The 19,166-nt window shown below is 71.1% G+C and carries 14 protein-coding genes and 1 other RNA gene; 11 read left to right on the top strand and 4 right to left on the bottom strand.

Annotation, left to right across the window (positions count from 1 at the left end; all coding sequences use genetic code 11):
• Positions 1 to 11 precede the first annotated feature (11 nt).
• From UIS43_RS12305 to UIS43_RS12260, 10 genes are all read left to right on the top strand, one after another.
• On the top strand, positions 12 to 4,880 hold the full coding sequence (locus tag UIS43_RS12305) for an NAD-glutamate dehydrogenase (protein WP_013154730.1): 4,869 nt from the start codon (positions 12 to 14) through the stop codon (positions 4,878 to 4,880).
• 110 nt (positions 4,881 to 4,990) lie between these two features.
• Positions 4,991 to 6,109: a peptide chain release factor 2 gene (gene prfB / locus UIS43_RS12300; protein WP_013154729.1), complete on the top strand. Its 1,119-nt coding sequence runs from the start codon at positions 4,991 to 4,993 to the stop codon at positions 6,107 to 6,109.
• 484 nt (positions 6,110 to 6,593) lie between these two features.
• Entirely contained in the window at positions 6,594 to 7,283 is a 690-nt protein-coding gene (gene ftsE, locus UIS43_RS12295; RefSeq protein WP_013154728.1) for a cell division ATP-binding protein FtsE, read from the top strand.
• Positions 7,284 to 7,340: 57 nt separating this feature from the next.
• Positions 7,341 to 8,252: a permease-like cell division protein FtsX gene (gene ftsX / locus UIS43_RS12290; protein WP_370013177.1), complete on the top strand. Its 912-nt coding sequence runs from the start codon at positions 7,341 to 7,343 to the stop codon at positions 8,250 to 8,252.
• Positions 8,253 to 8,326: 74 nt separating this feature from the next.
• Positions 8,327 to 8,791: an SsrA-binding protein SmpB gene (gene smpB, locus UIS43_RS12285; protein ID WP_013154726.1), complete on the top strand. Its 465-nt coding sequence runs from the start codon at positions 8,327 to 8,329 to the stop codon at positions 8,789 to 8,791.
• Positions 8,792 to 8,814: 23 nt separating this feature from the next.
• Positions 8,815 to 10,857: a penicillin-binding transpeptidase domain-containing protein gene (locus UIS43_RS12280; RefSeq protein ID WP_041552852.1), complete on the top strand. Its 2,043-nt coding sequence runs from the start codon at positions 8,815 to 8,817 to the stop codon at positions 10,855 to 10,857.
• A 413-nt stretch (positions 10,858 to 11,270) separates the two neighbouring features.
• Positions 11,271 to 11,642, top strand: a transfer-messenger RNA (tmRNA) gene (ssrA, locus tag UIS43_RS12275).
• Positions 11,643 to 12,104: 462 nt separating this feature from the next.
• The gene (locus UIS43_RS12270) at positions 12,105 to 12,437 is read left to right on the top strand and encodes a PadR family transcriptional regulator (protein ID WP_013154724.1); all 333 of its coding nucleotides are present in this window, start codon (positions 12,105 to 12,107) and stop codon (positions 12,435 to 12,437) included.
• Positions 12,434 to 13,216, top strand: a complete 783-nt coding sequence (locus UIS43_RS12265; protein WP_071622661.1) for a DUF2812 domain-containing protein — start codon at positions 12,434 to 12,436, stop codon at positions 13,214 to 13,216. Before UIS43_RS12270 ends, UIS43_RS12265 begins: the two co-directional genes overlap by 4 nt.
• A 120-nt stretch (positions 13,217 to 13,336) precedes the next feature.
• Positions 13,337 to 14,122: a class I SAM-dependent methyltransferase gene (locus tag UIS43_RS12260; protein WP_370013176.1), complete on the top strand. Its 786-nt coding sequence runs from the start codon at positions 13,337 to 13,339 to the stop codon at positions 14,120 to 14,122.
• A gap of 90 nt (positions 14,123 to 14,212) precedes the next feature.
• Here UIS43_RS12260 and UIS43_RS12255 read toward each other — a convergent pair whose 3' ends face one another.
• The 3 genes from UIS43_RS12255 to nagA form a co-directional block, all read right to left on the bottom strand.
• A complete protein-coding gene (locus tag UIS43_RS12255; RefSeq protein WP_013154721.1) occupies positions 14,213 to 15,181 on the bottom strand; it encodes an aldo/keto reductase in 969 nt (322 codons plus the stop codon).
• A 166-nt stretch (positions 15,182 to 15,347) separates the two neighbouring features.
• On the bottom strand, positions 15,348 to 15,659 hold the full coding sequence (locus tag UIS43_RS12250) for a hypothetical protein (protein WP_013154720.1): 312 nt from the start codon (positions 15,657 to 15,659) through the stop codon (positions 15,348 to 15,350).
• 104 nt (positions 15,660 to 15,763) lie between these two features.
• Positions 15,764 to 16,897, bottom strand: coding sequence for an N-acetylglucosamine-6-phosphate deacetylase (gene nagA, locus UIS43_RS12245; RefSeq protein WP_071622660.1), 1,134 nt, complete (start codon positions 16,895 to 16,897; stop codon positions 15,764 to 15,766).
• Between the two features lie 582 nt (positions 16,898 to 17,479).
• On the opposite strand from nagA, the gene UIS43_RS12240 reads away from it, so the two are divergent.
• Positions 17,480 to 17,995: an NADPH-dependent FMN reductase gene (locus UIS43_RS12240; protein ID WP_013154718.1), complete on the top strand. Its 516-nt coding sequence runs from the start codon at positions 17,480 to 17,482 to the stop codon at positions 17,993 to 17,995.
• A gap of 161 nt (positions 17,996 to 18,156) precedes the next feature.
• Here UIS43_RS12240 and UIS43_RS12235 read toward each other — a convergent pair whose 3' ends face one another.
• Positions 18,157 to 19,050 (bottom strand): hypothetical protein, encoded by an 894-nt coding sequence (locus UIS43_RS12235; protein WP_013154717.1) that lies wholly within the window; start codon positions 19,048 to 19,050, stop codon positions 18,157 to 18,159.
• Between the last annotated feature and the right edge of the window lie 116 nt (positions 19,051 to 19,166).

The following is a 19,166-nucleotide window of genomic DNA, read 5'->3' as shown; positions in this document are numbered from 1 at the left end:
GAGAGATCCCTATGTCCGGGCAATCCGACGTCCAGCTCCAGAAGCTGCTCAGTGAGGCGGCCGCCAAGTGGTCCCCCGGGGCGCGCATCAGCCCCGAGGAGGCCGACGCCGTCCGCCGCTTCCTCCCCGTGTACTACCGGCACACGGACCCCGAGGAGATCAGCGGCCGTTCCCCCGAGCAGATCTGTGGCGCGGCCGAGGCCCACCGCTCCTTCGGCGCCCGGCGCGCCGCCGGACGGGCCAAGGTCCGCGTCTACACCCCCGACGCCGAGCGCGACGGATGGGACCAGCAGACCGGCGTCGTGGAGATCGTCACCGACAACGCCCCCTTCCTCGTCTCCTCCGTCACCATGGCCCTCAGCGACCTCGGCGCCGGGGTCCGGCTGATCATCCACCCCCAGATGACCGTCGGCCGCGACCTGGAGGGCCGCCTGGTCCGGGTGGAGCCGGAGGCCGGCGGCGAGGGCCTGCTGCCGATCGACGAGTCCTGGATGCACATCGAGATCGACCCGCAGCCCGACCCCGAGCGCCTGCGCGAGATCACCGCCCGCGTCGAGTCCGTCCTGGCCGACGTGCGCTACGTGGACGAGGACGCCGGCAAAATGAGCGACCGGGCCATCCGGATCGCCGACGAGCTGGCGGCCTACCCCGACCGGCTCGTGGCCGGGGGAGTGGACCCGCGCGAGATCGGCGAGAGCGTCGACTTCCTGCGCTGGATCGCGGGCCGCCACTTCACCTTCATGGGCTACCGCGAGTACACCCTGGTCACCGACGAGAACGGCGACGACTCCCTGCGCCCCGAGCCCGGATCGGGCCTGGGCATCCTGCGCATGGACTCGCCCGCCTCCACCGGCTTCGCCGCCCTGCCGCCCGAGATCCGCGGCAAGGCCCGCGAGCCCTACATCCTGGTCCTGACCAAGGCCAACTCGCGCGCCACGGTCCACCGCCCCAAGTACCTGGACTACATCGGCGTCAAGAAGTTCGACGCCCAGGGCAACATCGTCGGCGAGCGCCGGTTCCTCGGCCTGTTCACCTCCCAGGCCAGCACCACCAGCATCGCCCAGATCCCCATCATGCGCCGCAAGCAGGCCGAGGTGCTGGCCCTGGCCGGGTTCGAGGCCGACAGCTACGACGGCAAGGACCTCATCGAACTGCTGGAGACCTTCCCCCGCGAGGAACTCCTCCAGATCCCCGTGGGCGAGCTGTACAACATCGTCCGCGGCGTCCTGCGCCTGCGCGACCGGCGCGGCACCAAGCTGTTCATGCGCCGCGACCCCTACGGCGGCCGGTACATGTCCTGCTTCGTGTACATGCCGCGCGACCAGTACAGCACCCGGGTGCGCCTGGACATCCAGGACGTCCTCGCCGAGGCCTTCCACGGCGCCACGATGGACCACAACGTGCTCATCGGAGCCGCCCCGCTGGCCCGCCTGTACCTGGTGGCCCGCGCCCAGCACGGGCGCACCCTCGCCGACATCGACCAGGTCGCCCTGGAGGAGAAGGTCCGCGAGGCGGCCCGCTCCTGGGACCTGGACTTCGACGACGCCCTCGCCGCGGCCTTCGGCCCCGTGCGCGCCACCGAGTTCAAGGAGCGCTACTCGGGCGGCCTCACCGAGGCCTACAAGGTCGACAACAGCCCCGCCACGGCGGCGGGAGACATCCGCGAGCTGGAGAAGCTCCTCGCCCGCACCGACCCCGGGCGGCGCCACGGCGAGTTCTCCGCGGTCCTGTACCAGCGCGAGGACGCCGACCCCGGCTGCTGGCGGTTCCGCCTCTACCGGATCGGCGAGCCCATCTCGCTCTCGCGCGTCCTGCCCGTCCTGGAGAACCTGGGCGTGGAGGTCGTCGACGAGTGGCCCTACGACGTCACCGTCCGGGACGTGGGCCGGGTGTGGATCTACGACTTCGGCCTCGGCCCGATCCCCGAGTCCGACCTGGCTCCCGAGCGCCTCAAGTGCCTGTTCGAGGAGGCCTTCGACGCCTCCTGGCGCGACCTGGGCGAGAGCGACCGCTTCAACGCCCTGGTGGTGCGGGCCGGCCTCGACTGGCGCCAGCTCACCGTGCTGCGCGCCTACGCCAAGTACCTGCGCCAGACCGGTTCCACGTTCACCCCCGAGTACCTGGCCGACGTGCTGGTGGCCAACGTCGGGATCGCCAACCTGCTGGTCGAGCTGTTCGAGACCCGCTTCGACCCCGACCAGCCCGGCGAGGGCCGCGACGAGCGCGCCGACGTCCTCGTCGGCAAGGTCGAGGGCGAACTGGAGGCCGTGGCCAGCCTGGACCACGACCGCATCCTGCGCTCGTTCCTGGCGGCCATCCGCGCCACCCTGCGCACCAACCACTACCAGGGTCACCCCTACCTGGTGCTCAAGCTCGACCCGCAGGAGATCCCGGACCTGCCCCACCCGCGGCCCCGGTTCGAGATGTACGTCTACTCCCCGCGCGTGGAGGGCGTGCACCTGCGCTTCGGCGCGGTCGCGCGCGGCGGGCTGCGCTGGTCGGACCGCTTCGAGGACTTCCGCACCGAGATCCTGGGCCTGGTCAAGGCCCAGATGGTCAAGAACTCCGTCATCGTCCCCAGCGGCGCCAAGGGCGGCTTCGTGTGCAAGCGGCTGCCCCAGAACGGCACCCGCGACGAGGTGATGGCCGAGGTCGTGGCCTGCTACAAGCAGTTCATCAGCGGCCTGCTCGACGTCACCGACAACCTCGTGGACGGCGAGATCGTGCACCCCGAGCGCACCGTCCTGCACGACGGCGACGACTCCTACCTCGTGGTCGCCGCCGACAAGGGCACCGCCACCTTCTCCGACACCGCCAACGCCATCTCCACCGAGCGCGGCTTCTGGCTCGGCGACGCCTTCGCCTCCGGCGGCTCGGTCGGCTACGACCACAAGGCCATGGGCATCACCGCGCGCGGCGCCTGGGAGTCGGTCCGGTTCCACTTCCGCGAGATGGGCGTGAACGTGCAGGAGGAGCCGTTCACCGTCGTCGGCATCGGCGACATGTCCGGCGACGTGTTCGGCAACGGCATGCTGCTCTCCCAGCAGATCCGGCTGATCGCGGCCTTCGACCACCGCCACGTCTTCCTGGACCCCGACCCCGACCCGTACACCTCCTGGGTGGAGCGCAAGCGCGTCTTCGACCTGCCCCGCAGCACGTGGGAGGACTACGACGCCAAGCTCATCTCCGAGGGCGGCGGCGTGCACCCGCGCACGGCCAAGTCCGTGCCGATCACGCCGCAGGTGCGCGAGGCCCTGGGCATCGAGGAGGGGGTGCACAGCCTCACACCGGACGAGCTGATCCGGTGCGTGCTCACCTCGCCCGTCGACCTGCTGTGGAACGGCGGCATCGGCACCTACGTCAAGGCCAGCACCGAGACGCACGCCGACGCGGGCGACAAGGCCAACGACCAGCTGCGCGTGGACGCCGCCGAGCTGCGCGTCAAGGTGGTCGGCGAGGGCGGCAACCTGGGCCTGACCCAGGACGCGCGGATCGAGTTCGCCCGCGCGGGCGGTCGGATCAACACCGACTTCATCGACAACTCCGCCGGTGTGGACACCTCCGACCACGAGGTCAACATCAAGATCATGCTCGACCGCGAGGTGCGGTCGGGCAAGCTGGACAAGGCCGACCGCGACCAGCTGTTCATCGACATGACCGACGAGGTCGCCGAGCTGGTCCTGGACAACAACGACGCGCAGAACACCGTGCTGGCCGCCGCTCGCAAGCAGGACGGCCAGATGCTGCACGTCCACGGCCGCTACATGCGCCACCTGGAGCGCACCAGGGTGCTCAAGCGCAAGCAGGAGGACCTGCCCTCCGACAAGACGATCGCGGAGCGGCGCGCGGCGGGCAGGGGCCTGACCAGCCCGGAGTTCGCCACGCTGCTGTCGTACACCAAGATCAGCCTCAAGGACCAGCTCGAGCTGTCCGACCTGGCCGAGGACCCCTACCTGACCGACACCCTGACGGCGTACTTCCCGACGCCCCTGCGGTCGGAGCGCTTCGCCGAGGGCGTGCGCTCCCACCCGCTGCGCCGGGAGATCATCGTCAACCAGGTCGTCAACCAGATGGTCAACCGCTCCGGTCTGACCTTCGCGTTCCGGCTCAACGAGGAACTGGGCTCCAGCTCCGCCGACATCGCCCGCGCCTACCTGGTGGTGCAGGACGTGCTGGGGCTGCGCCGGTTCTGGAGCAGGCTGGAGGAGCTGGACCACGAGATCTCGATGGACAGCCAGCTCGTCCTGCTGCTGGAGGCGCGCAAGCTCGCCGAGCGCTCCGCCCGGTGGCTGCTGCGCAACCGCACCTTCCCCTTCGACATCAGCAGCGAGATCGGCTACTTCGCCGACGGCGTGGGCGAGGTGCTGCCGCAGCTGGTCGATCTGCTGCGGGGACGCGACCGCGAGGCCTTCGTCGAGCGCCGCGACCGCTACACGTCGATGGGCGTGCCGACCGAGCTGGCCGAGCGGGTGGCCGTGATGGTGCCCGCCTACTCCACGCTGGACCTGGTGGAGATCGCCCAGCGCACCGGTCGCCCGGTGGAGAAGGTCGCCGAGCTCTACTTCGAGCTGGCCGACCGGCTCAACATCAGCTGGTGGCGCGAGCGCGTCATCGACCTGCCGCGCGACGACCGGTGGGTGACGACGGCGCGCTCCTCGCTGCGCGACGACCTGTACGCGGCGCACGCCGACCTGACCGCGCGGGTGCTGGAGAGCGGTCCGGCGCAGGAGCCCTCCGAGTTGATCGCCGCGTGGATCGACCAGAACGGCGACCGGGTGCAGCGCGCCGGGATCACGCTGTCGGAGATCCAGGAGAACGAGCGCTTCGACCTGGCCACGCTGTCCGTGGCGCTGCGGTCCTTCCGCGGCCTGGTGGGCTAGCGCCCGGCAGGGGCGGCCCACCCGGCCCAGCCCCCGTCCGACCCCGACGGGCTCCCCGCGCAGGTGCGCGCGGGGAGCCCGTCCCCTGTTTGGGGCCTACACTGGGGTCCGTGGCAGAACTGGACCCAGCAGAGAAGATCAAGGACCTCGCGGCGACCCTGGCGAGCGTCAGCGCCGTGTTGGACCTGGAGGCCATGCACACGCAGATCGCCGAACTGCGCGAGCAGTCCGCGGACCCCGAGCTGTGGGCCGACCAGGACAACGCGCAGAAGGTGACGCGCCAGCTCTCCAGCCTGGAGTCCATGGTCAACAAGATCAACGGCATCGGCCAGCGGCTCGACGACCTCGGCGTGCTCTACGAGCTGGCCGAGGCCGAGGACGACGCCGACACCAGGGTCGAGGCCGACCGCGAGCTCGACCAGCTGCGCAAGGAGATCGGCGAGCTGGAGGTGCGCACCCTCCTCAACGGGCCGCACGACGAGCGCGAGGCCATCGTCACGATCAACTCCCAGGCGGGCGGCGTGGACGCCGCGGACTGGGCGCAGATGCTCCAGCGCATGTACCTGCGCTGGGCCGAGCGGCACGGCTACCCCACGGACGTCTACGAGACCTCCTACGCCGAGGAGGCGGGCATCAAGTCCACCTCCTTCGCCGTCAAGACCCCGTTCGCCTACGGCACCCTGCGCGGCGAGCACGGCACGCACCGCCTGGTGCGCATCTCGCCGTTCGACAACCAGAACCGGCGTCAGACCTCGTTCGCGGGCGTGGACGTCGTCCCGGTGGTGGAGCAGAGCGACCACATCGAGATCGACGACGGCGACCTGCGGGTGGACGTGTACCGCTCCAGCGGCCCCGGCGGCCAGGGCGTCAACACCACCGACTCGGCGGTGCGCATCACCCACCTGCCGACCGGCATCGTGGTGTCCTGCCAGAACGAGCGGTCGCAGCTGCAGAACAAGGCCACGGCCATGTCGATGCTCCAGGCCAAGCTGCTGGCGCGCAAGCGCGAGGAGGAGCAGGCGGCGCTGGACGAGATCCGCGGCGACTCGGTGAGCAGCTGGGGCACCCAGATGCGCAACTACGTCCTGCACCCCTACCAGAGCGTCAAGGACGTGCGCACCGGCGCCGAGACCGGCAACACCTCGGGTGTGCTGGACGGTGACATCGACGAGTTCATCGACGCCGAGATCCGCTGGATGCGCAGCCGGGAGCGCTCCGAGGACGCCTAGCGGCACCCTCCCCGGCGGCCCCGCCCCGGGGGAACTCCCTCCGCCCGTGCGCGCCGCGGCGCGGTCACCGCGCCGCCCCTCCCGGGGACGCGGCGGCGAGCCGGACGCGGGTCCCGGCGCCCCCGGGCGCCGGGACCTTCCGCGGCCGGGCCGGTCCCGGCGGGGGCCGCGGACACGCCCGGTCGCGACGGCGGCACCCCGCGTGAGCGGGCGGGACGCATGTGGCCATTGTGTCCCAATGGTGATGATCACGTCTCCGCAGTTTTACCGAAACTGCTATATGTGAACGTTATCATCGGTTGACGCCTCCGATATGCTCGAGGCTGTTGTCCGATGGTGCACTGATCTTCGGGTGTGAGGCGACCGGGACAATCCGGGCCGCTCCCCCCTCTACACTGTCGGTTGGCCATGTGGCCGGTACGATCCCGCGCGGAGTGCCCTCCACTGCGGGTGCCCATACCTTCGAGAACCTTGTGATGCGCCTGTGATCCACTTCGATAACGTCACCAAGGTCTACCCGACCCAGAAGCGCCCCGCGCTCGACGGCGTTTCCATTGACGTAGACAAGGGCGAGTTCGTCTTCCTGGTCGGTCCGTCCGGCTCCGGCAAGTCGACCTTCCTCCGCTTGGTCCTCAAGGAGGAGAAGCCCGACAAGGGACGTGTGCACGTCGCCGGCAAGGACCTGGCGCGCCTGTCCAACTGGAAGGTCCCCCACCTGCGCCGCCGTATCGGCTGCGTCTTCCAGGACTTCCGCCTGCTGCCGAACAAGAACGTCTTCGAGAACGTCGCCTTCGCGCTGGAGGTCATCGGCAAGCCCCGCCGCTTCATCCGCAAGGTCGTCCCGGAGGTCGTCGAACTCGTCGGCCTGGAGGGCAAGGCCGGGCGGATGCCCAACGAACTCTCCGGCGGTGAGCAGCAGCGCGTGGCCATCGCCCGCGCGTTCGTCAACCGTCCCCAGATCCTGCTGGCCGACGAGCCCACGGGCAACATCGACCCCGCGACCTCCATCGGCATCATGAAGGTGCTGGACCGAATCAACCGCACGGGCACCACCGTCGTCATGGCGACCCACGACGCCGCCATCGTCGACTCGATGCGCAAGCGCGTGATCGAGCTTGAAGAGGGCTTGGTAGTGCGCGACCAGACGCGCGGCGTCTACGGCCAGGCGTACTGACCTCCCGCTGCGAGGACCGGCGCGGCGAAGCCCCGAAGGATGGACCTTTAACAGATCATGCGAGCACAATTCGTTCTCTCCGAGACGTGGATCGGCCTTCGCCGAAACCTGACGATGACCATCGCGGTCATCACGACGGTGGCCATCTCACTGACTCTTTTCGGCGCCGGTCTACTGGTCAACCAGCAGGTCTCCGAGATGCGCAGTTACTGGGACGAGCGGATCACGCTCACCATCTACATGTGCACCGAGATCTCGCCCACCACGGCCTGCCAGGAGAACGGCCCGGCCACCGACGAGGACCGCCAGGCCCTGGAGCAGACCCTCGAAGGCCTGGCCCAGGTGCAGGACTACACCTACCTCACCTCGGCCGAGGCCTGGCAGGACTTCCAGGACCGGCTCGGCTCCTCCAACGAGGCGCTGGCCAACGCCGCGCAGGAGGGTGACATCCCGGACAACTACCGGGTGCAGCTCACCGACCCCTCCCAGTACCAGACCGTGCGCTCGGCGGTGGAGGGAGCCCCGGGCGTCGACAGCATCTCCGACGACCAGCTCGTGCTGGAGCAGTTCTTCGGGCTGCTGGACGGTCTGCGCGCGGCCGCCCTCGTGCTCGCGGGTGTCCAGCTGGCCGCCGCCGCGCTGCTGATCGGCAACACCATCCGGCTGTCGGCCTACAGCCGCCGCCGGGAGACCGGCATCATGCGTCTGGTCGGCGCGTCGAACTTCTACATCCAGCTGCCGTTCCTGCTGGAGGGCGCGGTCGCCGGCCTCATCGGCGGTCTGATCGCCTCCGGCTTCATCGTGGCAACCCGCTACACCCTGCTCACGCAGATCGAGGACTGGTTCCAGTTCGACGTGGCCCTGGGCGCGGGTTCGCTGATGTACGTCATCGGTGTCTCGATGATCCTCGGCATCCTGCTGTGCACCATCACCTCGTTCCTCACCCTGCGCCGCTACCTCAAGATCTGACACGGCCGCCTGGGGCGGGGAGGATTCGACACCGGGGGGCCTCGTGCCCCCCGGACGTATGAAGGGACACACCTGTGGCACGGGAGACCGGGCGCAAGCTCATCGCGCAGAACCGCCGGGCCCGGCACGACTACCACATCGACGAGACCTACGAGGCGGGCCTCGTCCTCACCGGTACCGAGGTCAAGTCGCTGCGGCAGGGCCGCGCCTCCCTCGTGGACGGCTTCGCGCACATCAACGACGGCGAGGTGTGGCTGGAGAACGTCCACATCCCCGAGTACTCCCAGGGAACCTGGACCAACCACGCCGCCCGACGATCGCGTAAGCTACTCCTGCACCGCGAGCAGATCTCCCGGCTGATCGGCAAGACCCGGGAACCCGGCTTCACGCTCGTCCCGCTGTCCCTGTACTTCAGTGACGGGCGCGCCAAGGTGGAGATCGCTCTGGCCCGCGGTAAGCGTGAGTACGACAAGCGCCACGACATCGCCGAGCGCGAGGCGAAGCGCGACATGGAACGCGCCCTGCGCCGCCGTCGATGAGGCAGCCGAAAGGAACACACACGGTGTCCCCCCGTCCCCTCGGCCGGTTCACGGCCGCCGGCAGCGGCCTGCTCCTCGCCGCTGCCCTGGTCGCGTGCACACCGCACCCCAGTCCCGAGGTGGCGGTCAGGTCCTTCCTGCTCGCCTGGCAGGACGGTGACCACGAGACCGCCGCCGCCTACACCGACGGAGACCCCGCACAGGTGTCCGCGGCCCTCACGGACATGCGCGAGCAGCTCGACCTGGCCTCCCTGCGGTTCCAGCTCGGACCCATCTCCCGCGAGGGCGATTCGGCGCAGGCCGAGTTCGGTGTCAACGCCGACCTCGGCATCGGCGACCCGACCTGGAACTACACCGGGCGCATGCCCCTGGAGTGGGGCCCCGACGGCTGGCTCATCTCCTGGTCCACGAGCGTGCTGCACCCCGACCTGAGCGAGGAGGAGCGCCTCGCGGTCAGCTACGAGAGCCAGGAGCGCGGCCAGATCCTCGACCGCGAGGGCGAGCCGCTGGTCACCGCGGACAGTGTGACGGCCTTCGGCGTCTACCCCGCGGACATGGAGGACAAGGAGGCCGGGGTCACCCAGCTCGCCGAACTCCTCGACGAGGACCCCGACCCGCTCCTGAACCGGGTGCGCTCCGCACCGCCCGAGCAGTTCCAGCCGCTGGTGCTCATGCGCGGCTCCAGCGTGGACGAGACGCTGCTGAGCGAGGCCTCGAGGATCTCCGGGGTGGACACCCAGGAGGTCCAGGTCAACCTGACGCCCTCGGTGTCGCCGTTCCTGCTGGGCGAGGTCGCCGGGACCGCCGAGCACCGGGTCTCCTCCCGCGTGCCCGGCTCCTACCAGGCGGGCGACACCGTCGGCCTGAACGGGCTCCAGAACATCTTCCAGCACGAGCTGGCCGGTTCGGGCACCACCCAGGTGGTCTCCCTGGACCAGGACGGACAGGTCACCGACGTCCTGCAGGCGTGGGAGGGCTCGCTCAGCGGGGCCATCGACACCACCCTGGACCTGGACGTGCAGCGGGCCGCCGAGAACGCGCTGGCGACGGTGCCGGGCAACGGCTACCTGGTGGCGGTCGACACCGGCAGCGGCGAGGTCCTGGCCGCTGCGAGCGCCTCGGGCAGCACCGCGGACGACAACGCCTTCACCGGCTCCTACCTGCCGGGCAGCACCTTCGGCATGGTCACCGCCCTGGCCGCCCTGGAGTCGGGTGCGGCCACCCCCGAGAGCGAGGTGCCCTGCGGCTACTCCGCGGAGATCGGCGGACGCACCTTCGTCAACCCGGGTGGCGGGGCCCTGCTCGACCAGGCCACCCTGGCCCGCAACATCACCTTCAGCTGCAACGTCGGCTTCGCGGGCCTGGGCGCCGAGGTGGGGCCGGAGGCGATCGCCGAGACCGCCGGACGGGTGGGCATCGGCGCCGAGTGGCAGCTGCCCGTCCCGGCCTCCTCGGGTTCGGTGGCCGTGGAGGAGGGCGAGGAGAACGTGGCCGCGGCCATGATCGGCGAGCACGGCGTGCGGGTCAGCCCGCTGTCCATGGCCCTGGTCGCCGCCGCGGTCGCGGACGGCACGTGGAACGCGCCGGCCCTGGTGCCGGAGGAGGGCCCGGACCCGATCGGGGCCGCCACCCTGGACGACGCCCACCTGGAGGTGGTCCGCACCGGGCTGCGCGACGCGGTGACCAACCGCATGCCCGAGCTGCTCGCCACCGGGGGAGAGGTCTACGGGCAGGCGGCCCGCGTGGAGCAGGGCGACACCTCGCTGCACTGGTTCGTCGGCTACAAGGACGACGTGGCCTTCGCCGTCCTGGCCGAGGCCGACCCGGCGACGACCCTGGTGTCGCAGCACGCGGTGAACGCCGCGGGCTCCTTCCTCGACGGGATGGCCAACGGGGTGCCCGAGGGGGCCCCCGCCGGGCCGACCACCGGCGAGCAGGTGCCCGGCGGTCCCACGACCACCGAGGGCGTGGGCCTGCCCTCGGAGCAGACGGATCCGACGCAGACCGGACCGACGGGGCCGACCAACCAGGCCGACCTGACGGGCACGGAGGAGACCGGCTGGTAGGGCCGGCCGGTCGGCGGCTCCGGTCACCGTTCCTTCTGAACAGGGCAGAACCCGGCAAAGAGCGGACCCTCGGGCAACCTCCCGGGGGTCCGCCCGCGTCTTCCCCTATGACTGGGCCGCGACAGGGGGTAGCGGACCAGTGAGGGGCAGGACCTCATCTCGGGGGAGATCCTGTCGTTTCCCAAGGTCGGCCCGACCCTGCCGACCGCCCCCGCGGGCCGCGTCGACCACCTCTTGCGTCCGCGCCCGCGGGGGTTTCTCCCCGTCCGGGCCCGGCGGCCGCGGATTCCCCTCCGCTACCGGGAATCAGCTTGGCCCCTGTACTGTTCAACAGGTAGAGTGACGGACGCGCGAGCGTTCGCCGCTCGCATGTCGGCCGCCCCGCCTGGCGGGGAGGCCGTGACAATTCCACAGGGGGTGATCGGTTTCGACTTCGGTAGTCGTTCCAGGGGAAGCGGGTCGAGGGTTGCGTTTGTGACCTCGTTAATCCTGCATTCGCGTAAACACAAGTGCCAATTCTAAGCGCACTGAGTTCGCTCTCGCTGCCTAAGCGATAGCGTCTCTGTCGGCCTGGGCTCGTCATCGGCCCAGATCCCGGCATCAGCTAGATGACTTACCGCTCAGATCAGGCCACGGGGCCTGAGCGGGACATCTTCGTGGCTGGGCCTGTCAGCGATGTGTCCGTGCAAGCGCTGAGGCCGAGTAGAACGACAGCGCGGACTGCACCCGGAGAAGCCCTGGCTCGGTGCTGAAGGACGCGGGTTCGATTCCCGCCACCTCCACGTGTTGCGCGGGCTGCTGCTCGCCGGTCTTCGACCGGCTCGCCGCAGCCCGCGATGCTTTCCGGGGGAGACCCCCCGAACCCCCCGAGGCGCCCCCTGTGGTTGGGGCCGCGCTGGTCGGCGGAGTGGGTGGGGCTGTTGCTGGCGACGTGAGGCTTCGCCCCGTGGGGCGGGGTTGTCCACGGCGCTTCTCGGGCCCCGGATTCTCTGAGGCACCCCTCTGCGGCTCTGGTCGGTGGGGTTGTTCCTGGTCCCGCGAGGCTTCGCCCTGCGGGACGGGGCCGTCCGCGACGCCTTCATCGAGCCCGCTTTCGTGTGTCTGGTTTCTTTCGGCCCCTGGCCTGCCTGTTCGCGGCGGCTCAGGGGCGTTTTCCGTGTCTGGGGTCGGTACGGCTAGATAGGTTGCGATCCTACCTAGGTAGCTCTATGGTCTAGGTAGCGAACACGAATGAAGGGGGGCCGCGCATGGACCGCCGCGCGAGCTGGCTCAAGGGAGTGCTGGACCTCCTGGTCCTGGCCAGCCTGACCGGGGGCGAGAGCTACGGGTACGCGATCGCCAGGCGGCTGGACGAGTCCGGTTTCGGCAGGATCCGGGGCGGCACGCTCTACCCCGTGCTCAACCGGCTGGAGGAGGCCGGGCTCGTGGACGCCGAGTACCGGACGGCCGAGAAGGGCCCGGGCCGCCGCTACTACGTACTGACCGACGAGGGCCGCGCCGTCCTGAGCGAACAGGGCGCGGCCTGGATGGAGTTCGACGCCTCGGTGCGCTCGGTACTCGAAGAGGGGGGGATCCGATGAGCGACTACTTCACCCGGCTCGCGGAGCTGCTGGGCGAACGCGGTGTGGACGCGGACAGGTCACGCGTCCTGCTGGAGGACCTGGCCGCGCACACGGCCGAGAGCGGAGCCGACCCGGAGGAGGAGTTCGGCCCGGCCGAGGAGTTCGCCGAGGCCCTGGCGCCCCCGACCGGCGCGCGGGACGAGGCCGCCGCGGAGCCGGACGTGCTGGTCTGGTCGGCCGACGCCTTCGAGGGCCCCGCCCGGCTGGCCGCGATGGGCGCCCAGGGCTGGGAGGTGGAGCGGGTGGACCGGCTCGGCCGCTTCGTCAGCCGCCGCGCCCCCGAGCGGCCGCAGACCTGGGAGTACCGCCAGGAGCTCAGCCCCGGCCCGGGCGACCGCGAGCGCCTCGTCCAGCGCCTGGCCCCCGAGGGCTGGGAGCCGTGCGGCCACTGGTCGGTCCTGGCCTACTTCAAACGCCCCGGGTCGGCCACCTCCGGGCCTGCGGCCGAACTGGCCTCTCCGCCCGCGCCCGGCCCCCGCCGCTACTTCCTGGGCTGGAGGGGCGCACTGACCATCGGCGCCTGCCTGCTGATCGCGGTGGTCGCGGGGACCTGGTCGGTCCTGCGGCTGGCGGACGGGGCGGAGGGCGCCGCCGGCTGGGCTGGGTTCGCGGTCGGCGCGGTCCTCGGCGCGCTCCTGGTCATCGGGCTCCTGCGGGGTGCCGTGCGGCTCGCGGCGGCCCGGCGCGACCCCGGCGGAAGGCGCTCCGGGAGGGCGGGGGTACCGCACTCCCGGTGACTTTCCGGGTACGGTCGGATCCGAGGCGGCGAACCGGGGCCGCGACGAAAGCGTTATCCTCTTTGACCCCCCGACCCCGTATCCGCGGGTGAGCGAGAGCCTTCGACCGAAAGCCTTCCGATGCCGAAGAAGACAGCCGCCTCCCTCAACGCCAACCGGTCCTCCCTGGTGCACAAGGTGCGCTACGCGCTGCGCAACCCCGGCAAGGTGGTGCCGTACGTGCGCCGCTCCGCCCGTGACCTGCGGCTGCGCCTGACCCACCGCGACCACGTGGACTACTACCGGGCGGTGATGGCCTCCGACGCCGCCCGCGATCCCAGGTCGGCCGTGGGCAGCCAGAGTCAGGAGCGCTGGCTGGCGCTGGGGCAGATGCAGTTCGACTACCTGGTCGAACACGGTCTCAGACCGGAGCACAGGATGCTCGACATCGGCTGCGGGAACCTGCGCGCCGGGTGGCGGCTGATCGACTACCTCGACCCGGGCGGCTACTACGGGATCGACATCTCCCCGGACATCCTCATCGCCGCCAAGGGCGTGCTGGCCGAGCGCGGGTTGCAGGAGAAGCTGCCGCACCTGACCATCACGCGGGACCTGACCTTCTCCTTCCTGCCGGAGGGCTACTTCGACGTCGTCCACGCGCACAGCGTGTTCTCGCACTCGCCCATCGAGGTGATCGACGAGTGCCTGGCCAACGTCGAGCGGGTCCTGGTGCCGGGCGGGTTCTTCGACTTCACCTACGACCGGACCGAGGGAGTCGAGCACCAGGTGCTGCGGGAGGACTTCTACTACCGGACCGAAACGCTGATCACCCTCGCGGAGAAGCACGGGCTGTCGGCCCGGTTCATGGAGGACTGGGAGAAGCGCCCGCACGGCCAGTCCAAGATCCGCGTCACCGCGCGCGGCTGACCGGGTGCCTCCGCGGGCCCCGGGACGGCTCGGGCGTCCTCGGCGCGTGCCGTGGGCGCGGGGCCGCCGGCGGCCCCGCGCCGGGCGGTGTCAGAAGCCGGAGACCGGGCGCGGCGTGTAGTGGCGCTCCAGCTCCGCCACCTCGTCGTCGGTCAGCTCCAGCGACAGCGACGCGATCGCGTCGTCCAGGTGGTGCGGCCTGGTGGCGCCGATGATCGGCGAGGTCACCGCGGGATTCCGCGACACCCAGGCCAGGGCGATCCGCGCACGGGGAACACCGCGCCTCCGGGCGACCGCGCCGACGGCGTCCGCGATCGACCGGTCCGCCTCCGCGTACAGCCGCGAGCCGAACGCGTCACCGCGGCTGCGCGCCGTCTCCTCCTCCCACGCGCGGGTGAGCCGACCGCGCGCCAGAGGGCTCCACGGGATGACCCCGATGCCCTCGTCCGCGCACAGGGGCAGCATCTCCCGCTCCTCCTCGCGGTAGAGCAGGTTGTAGTGGTTCTGCATGGTGGCGAACCTGGTCCAGCCGTTGACGTCGGCGACCCTCAGCGCCTTGGCGAACTGCCAGGCGTGCATCGAGGAGGCGCCCACGTAGCGCGCCTTGCCCGCCCTGACCACGTCGTGCAGGGCCTCGACGGTCTCCTCGATCGGCGTGGCGGGGTCCCAGCGGTGGATCTGGTACAGGTCCACGTAGTCGGTGCCCAGGCGCCGCAGGCTGTGGTCGATCTCGGTGAGGATCGCCTTGCGCGAGAGCCCGCCGCCGTTGGGGCCCGGGCGGGTGCGGCCGAACACCTTGGTGGCCAGCACGATCTGGTCGCGGTCGGCGTACTCGGCCAGGGCGCGGCCGACGATCTCCTCGCTGCTGCCGTCCGAGTAGGTGTTGGCGGTGTCGAAGAAGTTGACGCCCGCCTCGACCGCCTGGCGGATGAAGGGTCTGCTGGCCTCCTCGTCCAGGGTCCAGTCGTGGGTGCCCCTGGCGGGGTCTCCGTAACTCATGCAGCCGAGGGTGACGCGGGAGACGTCGAGTCCGGTCCGGCCCAGCTTGACGTAGTCCACGGGCTCGCCTTCCGTCGAGGGGTGGGGACGGCACGACTCTAGGGTGCCGGGGTGCGGGCTCCCGGCCCGGCCTCCAGGAATCTACGTCGTAAAGCTCCGTGGGAAAGCCAGGCCGGTACGCGGACGGGTGCGGTGCGACCGGCACCGCACCCGTCCCGCGCGGCCGTCACGCCTCGGTGGCTCCCACGAGCCAGGCGACCTTGTGGGCCGTGACGCCGAGGCTCCCACTGCTGCCGAGGTAGACCCCGAACGAGGCGATGAACGCGTAGTCGTGTTCTCGGCGCTCACAGATCACGTCCTCAACCGCACACGCGGATGACGGGTTGCGCACGCGCAGGCAGGGCGACGACTGTTCGTCGACCACGTCCGCCCGCACGTCGTAACGGGACAGTTCCGCGGCGAGTTTGCCGAGGTGCTCGTGCTCCTCGGAGGGCACACGGGTCGGCTGCTCGTCCCTCGTCTGTCTCGACTTGGCCATGGCGCAGATCCTTTCGTGTCGAGCGTGGTGGCTCTCCTCGATGCCCTGCCGCCATTGTCACCCAGGGTTATATTACTAGTCCGTAACGCGGTTACGACACGCCGTTACTCCACCCAGGCGCCCTCGTACACCACCTCGCGGACTCCGAGGTCGTCGTCGAGCACGACGAGGTCGGCGCGCCCTCCGACCTCGATCCGGCCCACCCCGTCCAGCCCCAGCGCCGCGGCCGGAACCGACGACGCCGACCGCACGGCCTCGGGCACGCCGACGCCCAGGCCCCGCACGGCGTTGCGCACCGCCTGGGGCAGGACGATCGTGCTGGAGGCGATCGTGCCGCTCTCCGCCAGGCGCGCCTCGCCGCCGCTCACCCGCACCCGCAGGTCGCCCAGCGTGTACTCGCCGTCGCCCAGGCCCGTCGCCGACATCGCGTCCGTCACCAGGGACACCCTGTCCGCGCCCGCGGCGTCGAAGACCAGCCCGGCCGCGCCCGGGTGGACGTGCACGTTGTCCAGGATCAGCTCGACCGTCACGCGCTCGTCGCCCAGCGCGGCGGCGATCGGCCCCGGGTCGCGGTGGCCCAGCGGACGCATCGCGTTGTACAGGTGGGTGGCCACCGACGCCCCCGCGTCGAAGGCCGCCAGTGTCTGCTCGTAGGTGGCCTCGGTGTGCCCCACCGCCGCCACCACGCCGGAGGAGGCCGCCGCGCCGATCAGGTCCAGCGCTCCGGGCAGCTCCGGGGCCACCGTGACCATGCGCACGTGCCCCCGCCCGGCCTTGAGCCAGCGGTCGAACTCGGCGGTGTCGGGGTCGCGGAGCAGGTCGGGGTCGTGCGCCCCGCACCTGGCCCGGGAGATGAAGGGGCCCTCCAGGTAGATGCCCGCCAGCTCGCCCGCGTCGCACAGTTCGGCCAGCGCCGCCACCTGGCGCAGGGTGTCCTCCGGGGTGGCCGCCACGAGGCCGCCCACCAGCGCGGTCACGCCCCGGGAGCGGTTGAACGCGATCGTCTCACGGACGCCCTCGGGGTCGGTCTCGGTGAACGCGTGCCCGGCGCCGCCGTGGACGTGGGTGTCCACCATGCCGGGGACGACCCAGGCGCCGCCGAGGTCGCGGCCGCCGGGAACGGGTCCGTCCGAACCCAGCGCGGCCACGCGGCCGTTCTCGATCCTCAACCATCCTTCGTGGACCCCGTCGGGGGTCACGACGCGCGCGTTGGTGAGTGTGACGGGGGTGTGGGCCATGTGAGGGGTTCCTCGTGCTCGTCTCGTCGGTGTGTGTCGCACATTACACAGGCCTTCGGAGCCGTCACCGCGGGCTTCCGTATTGCCTGCGGAGCTGGGTGATCCCGCTTCCTGGGACGGCTGTCCGAGGGGTGGACCGCCCACCGTGGTGCGCGCACGCATTGACGATAACGGCCGGGGCGCTTCATGATGGAGACATGTCCGCCGGTGAGCTGCTTGTCCAGCGCCTGCATGTCGATCTGAGACAGCAGGCGAGCGCGCTCTGTCGTAGCTAGCGCCCTGCGGGGTTTCGCCCCGCGCCTTTCGTGCCCCGTCGCACGTGCCCTGTCGCAGACACCGGACGCTCATCTCTTCCCCTGGGTCCCGTGGGGACCGCCCCGCGGTCGCCCAAGCAGACCTGCCAGGCCCGACACGGGCGGTTTTCGGACAGCGTGGTCCGCTCCCGCCGTGTCGGAGGCGAGGAACCGCGAGAGTCCAAGGACGTTCGTCACCCCTCCTTCCGGTGTCAACCGCCCCGCCGTCCTCCCCGGCTGGTGTCTCCTCCGATCCCGGCTCGCTCTGTTCGAACCCAGGAGTTCTCGCATGACCCGCTTCACCGTGCTCGTCGCCGCCCCCCAGATCCGTTCCTCCGTCCGCGACGCCGCCCTGCGCGCGGCCTCCGAGGTCGCCGCCCGCGCGGGTGTCGACTCCCGCCCCGACGTCATCGACATCGCCGAACTCGGCGCCGAACTGCTCTCGGAGTCCTCCGCCGCGGTCGAGGCCGCGCTGGCGAAGGTGCGCGAGAGCGACGTCCTGCTCGTGGCCTCCCCGCAGGCGCACGGCACCTACACCGGGCTGCTGAAGGTCTTCCTCGACCGCCTGCCCGAGCTGGGACTGGGCCACACGGTCGCGGTTCCGCTGGCGGTCGTGGAGGACCTGCGCAACAGCCGGGGCATCGAGGAGGACCTGCGTATCCTGCTGGCCGACCTGGGCGCCTGGGTGGCCGAGCCCGGCCTGATCCTGGCCGAGGGGGAGACCGGCCAGCCCGACAGCGTGGTGCGGGCGTGGGCCGACGTCGCCGCCCCGGGCCTGCGCGAGGCCGTGTCGGTGGCCGTCTGAGCGGGGTCGCCGCGGCGGTCCCGTAGCGGCGGGTCCGTGGTGGCAGGGGAGACGCGCAGGAGTGTCCCGCCTTCTCCCCGGCCTCCGCGGGGGCCGCACGCCGCTCCCTCGTCTTCGCCGTCCCCGCCTACGTCCGCCTCCTCCGCGCGCCCGTGTGCGGCCTACGCGTGGGCGCGTTTGCGGCTCGTGTCCGCCTCGGCGGCCGCCACGTTGCCGCGGACCAGGACGACCACGACGAGGGTGAGGGCGAATCCGCCCACGCGCAGGGCCAGCATGACGGAGTCGTCGGGCAGCCGCTCGCCGAACAGGATCGTGCCCATGACGACCATGAACACGTTGCCCACGACGTTGGACACCGGAGCGGTGATGGAGGCGCGCGAGCGCTGGAGCGAGGTCTGGAAGAGGACGATGCCCACCGCCCAGCCCACCGCGTACAGGTAAGGGTAGGGCGACAGCAGCGCGGGGACGATCGCGCCCCACAGGCCGTGGTCGGCCAGCAGGCCGCCCAGCCCCTTGCCCTGGAGGCCCGCGCTGCCCTGGGCGAAGCCCGCGGCCGCGCCCAGGGCGGCGGCGGACACGTAGCGGCCGCGGCCGCCGGCCAGGCCCACGACGACCAGGCACACCGCCACGGTGAGCAGGCTGACGGTGATGAGCAGCGGTGCGTCGGCGGTGGTGCCGGTCTCGGCGCCCTCGGCGGTGGACAGGCTGAGCAGGCCGAGCGCGACCGGCATGATGCCGAGGGCCACGTACTCGCCCCGTGTGACGCGCTCGCCCAGGACGAGGGTGATGACGAGGATGCCGCACGCGACCCCGGCGGCGAAGGCGGGCTGGGCCACGGACACGGGCGCCAGGCCGAGCGAGACGATCAGGCCGACGCTGCCCACGGCGGCGAAGAGGCAGCCGAGCACCCAGCGGGGGTTGGTGAGCAGGACCCGGGCCAGGTGGAGGGGGCGGTTGATCGAGATCGACTCCGCGCCGTGCAGGGCGCGCTGTTCCACGGTCAGGCCGACGGTGTAGACCACCGCGGACAGCAGGGCTACCACGAGTCCGGTCACGGGGGTCCTGCTTTCCGTCGGGGCGCGGAGTCGAGAGGGCGGGGGCGGCCGCTAACGTCGGTGTAGGCGGTTCCGCTCGACCGCAGCGAGTTGACGAATTATATATAACCAGTTCT

Source organism: Nocardiopsis sp. LDBS0036, assembly GCF_041228755.1.
GTDB lineage: Bacteria > Actinomycetota > Actinomycetes > Streptosporangiales > Streptosporangiaceae > Nocardiopsis > Nocardiopsis dassonvillei.
The sequence above is the reverse complement of the archived record's forward strand: the minus strand, read 5'-3'. Positions and strand labels throughout refer to the sequence as shown.

Bases quoted from the DNA above. Each gene is read 5' to 3' on its own strand.
- UIS43_RS12260 (WP_370013176.1), top strand. From the start codon at position 13,337: ATGCCGAAGAAGACAGCCGCCTCCCTCAACGCCAACCGGTCCTCCCTG.
- UIS43_RS12270 (WP_013154724.1), top strand. From the start codon at position 12,105: ATGGACCGCCGCGCGAGCTGGCTCAAGGGAGTGCTGGACCTCCTGGTC.
- UIS43_RS12265 (WP_071622661.1), top strand. From the start codon at position 12,434: ATGAGCGACTACTTCACCCGGCTCGCGGAGCTGCTGGGCGAACGCGGT.
- UIS43_RS12305 (WP_013154730.1), top strand. From the start codon at position 12: ATGTCCGGGCAATCCGACGTCCAGCTCCAGAAGCTGCTCAGTGAGGCG.
- ftsX (WP_370013177.1), top strand. From the start codon at position 7,341: ATGCGAGCACAATTCGTTCTCTCCGAGACGTGGATCGGCCTTCGCCGA.
- UIS43_RS12240 (WP_013154718.1), top strand. From the start codon at position 17,480: ATGACCCGCTTCACCGTGCTCGTCGCCGCCCCCCAGATCCGTTCCTCC.
- nagA (WP_071622660.1), bottom strand. From the start codon at position 16,897: ATGGCCCACACCCCCGTCACACTCACCAACGCGCGCGTCGTGACCCCC.
- UIS43_RS12250 (WP_013154720.1), bottom strand. From the start codon at position 15,659: ATGGCCAAGTCGAGACAGACGAGGGACGAGCAGCCGACCCGTGTGCCC.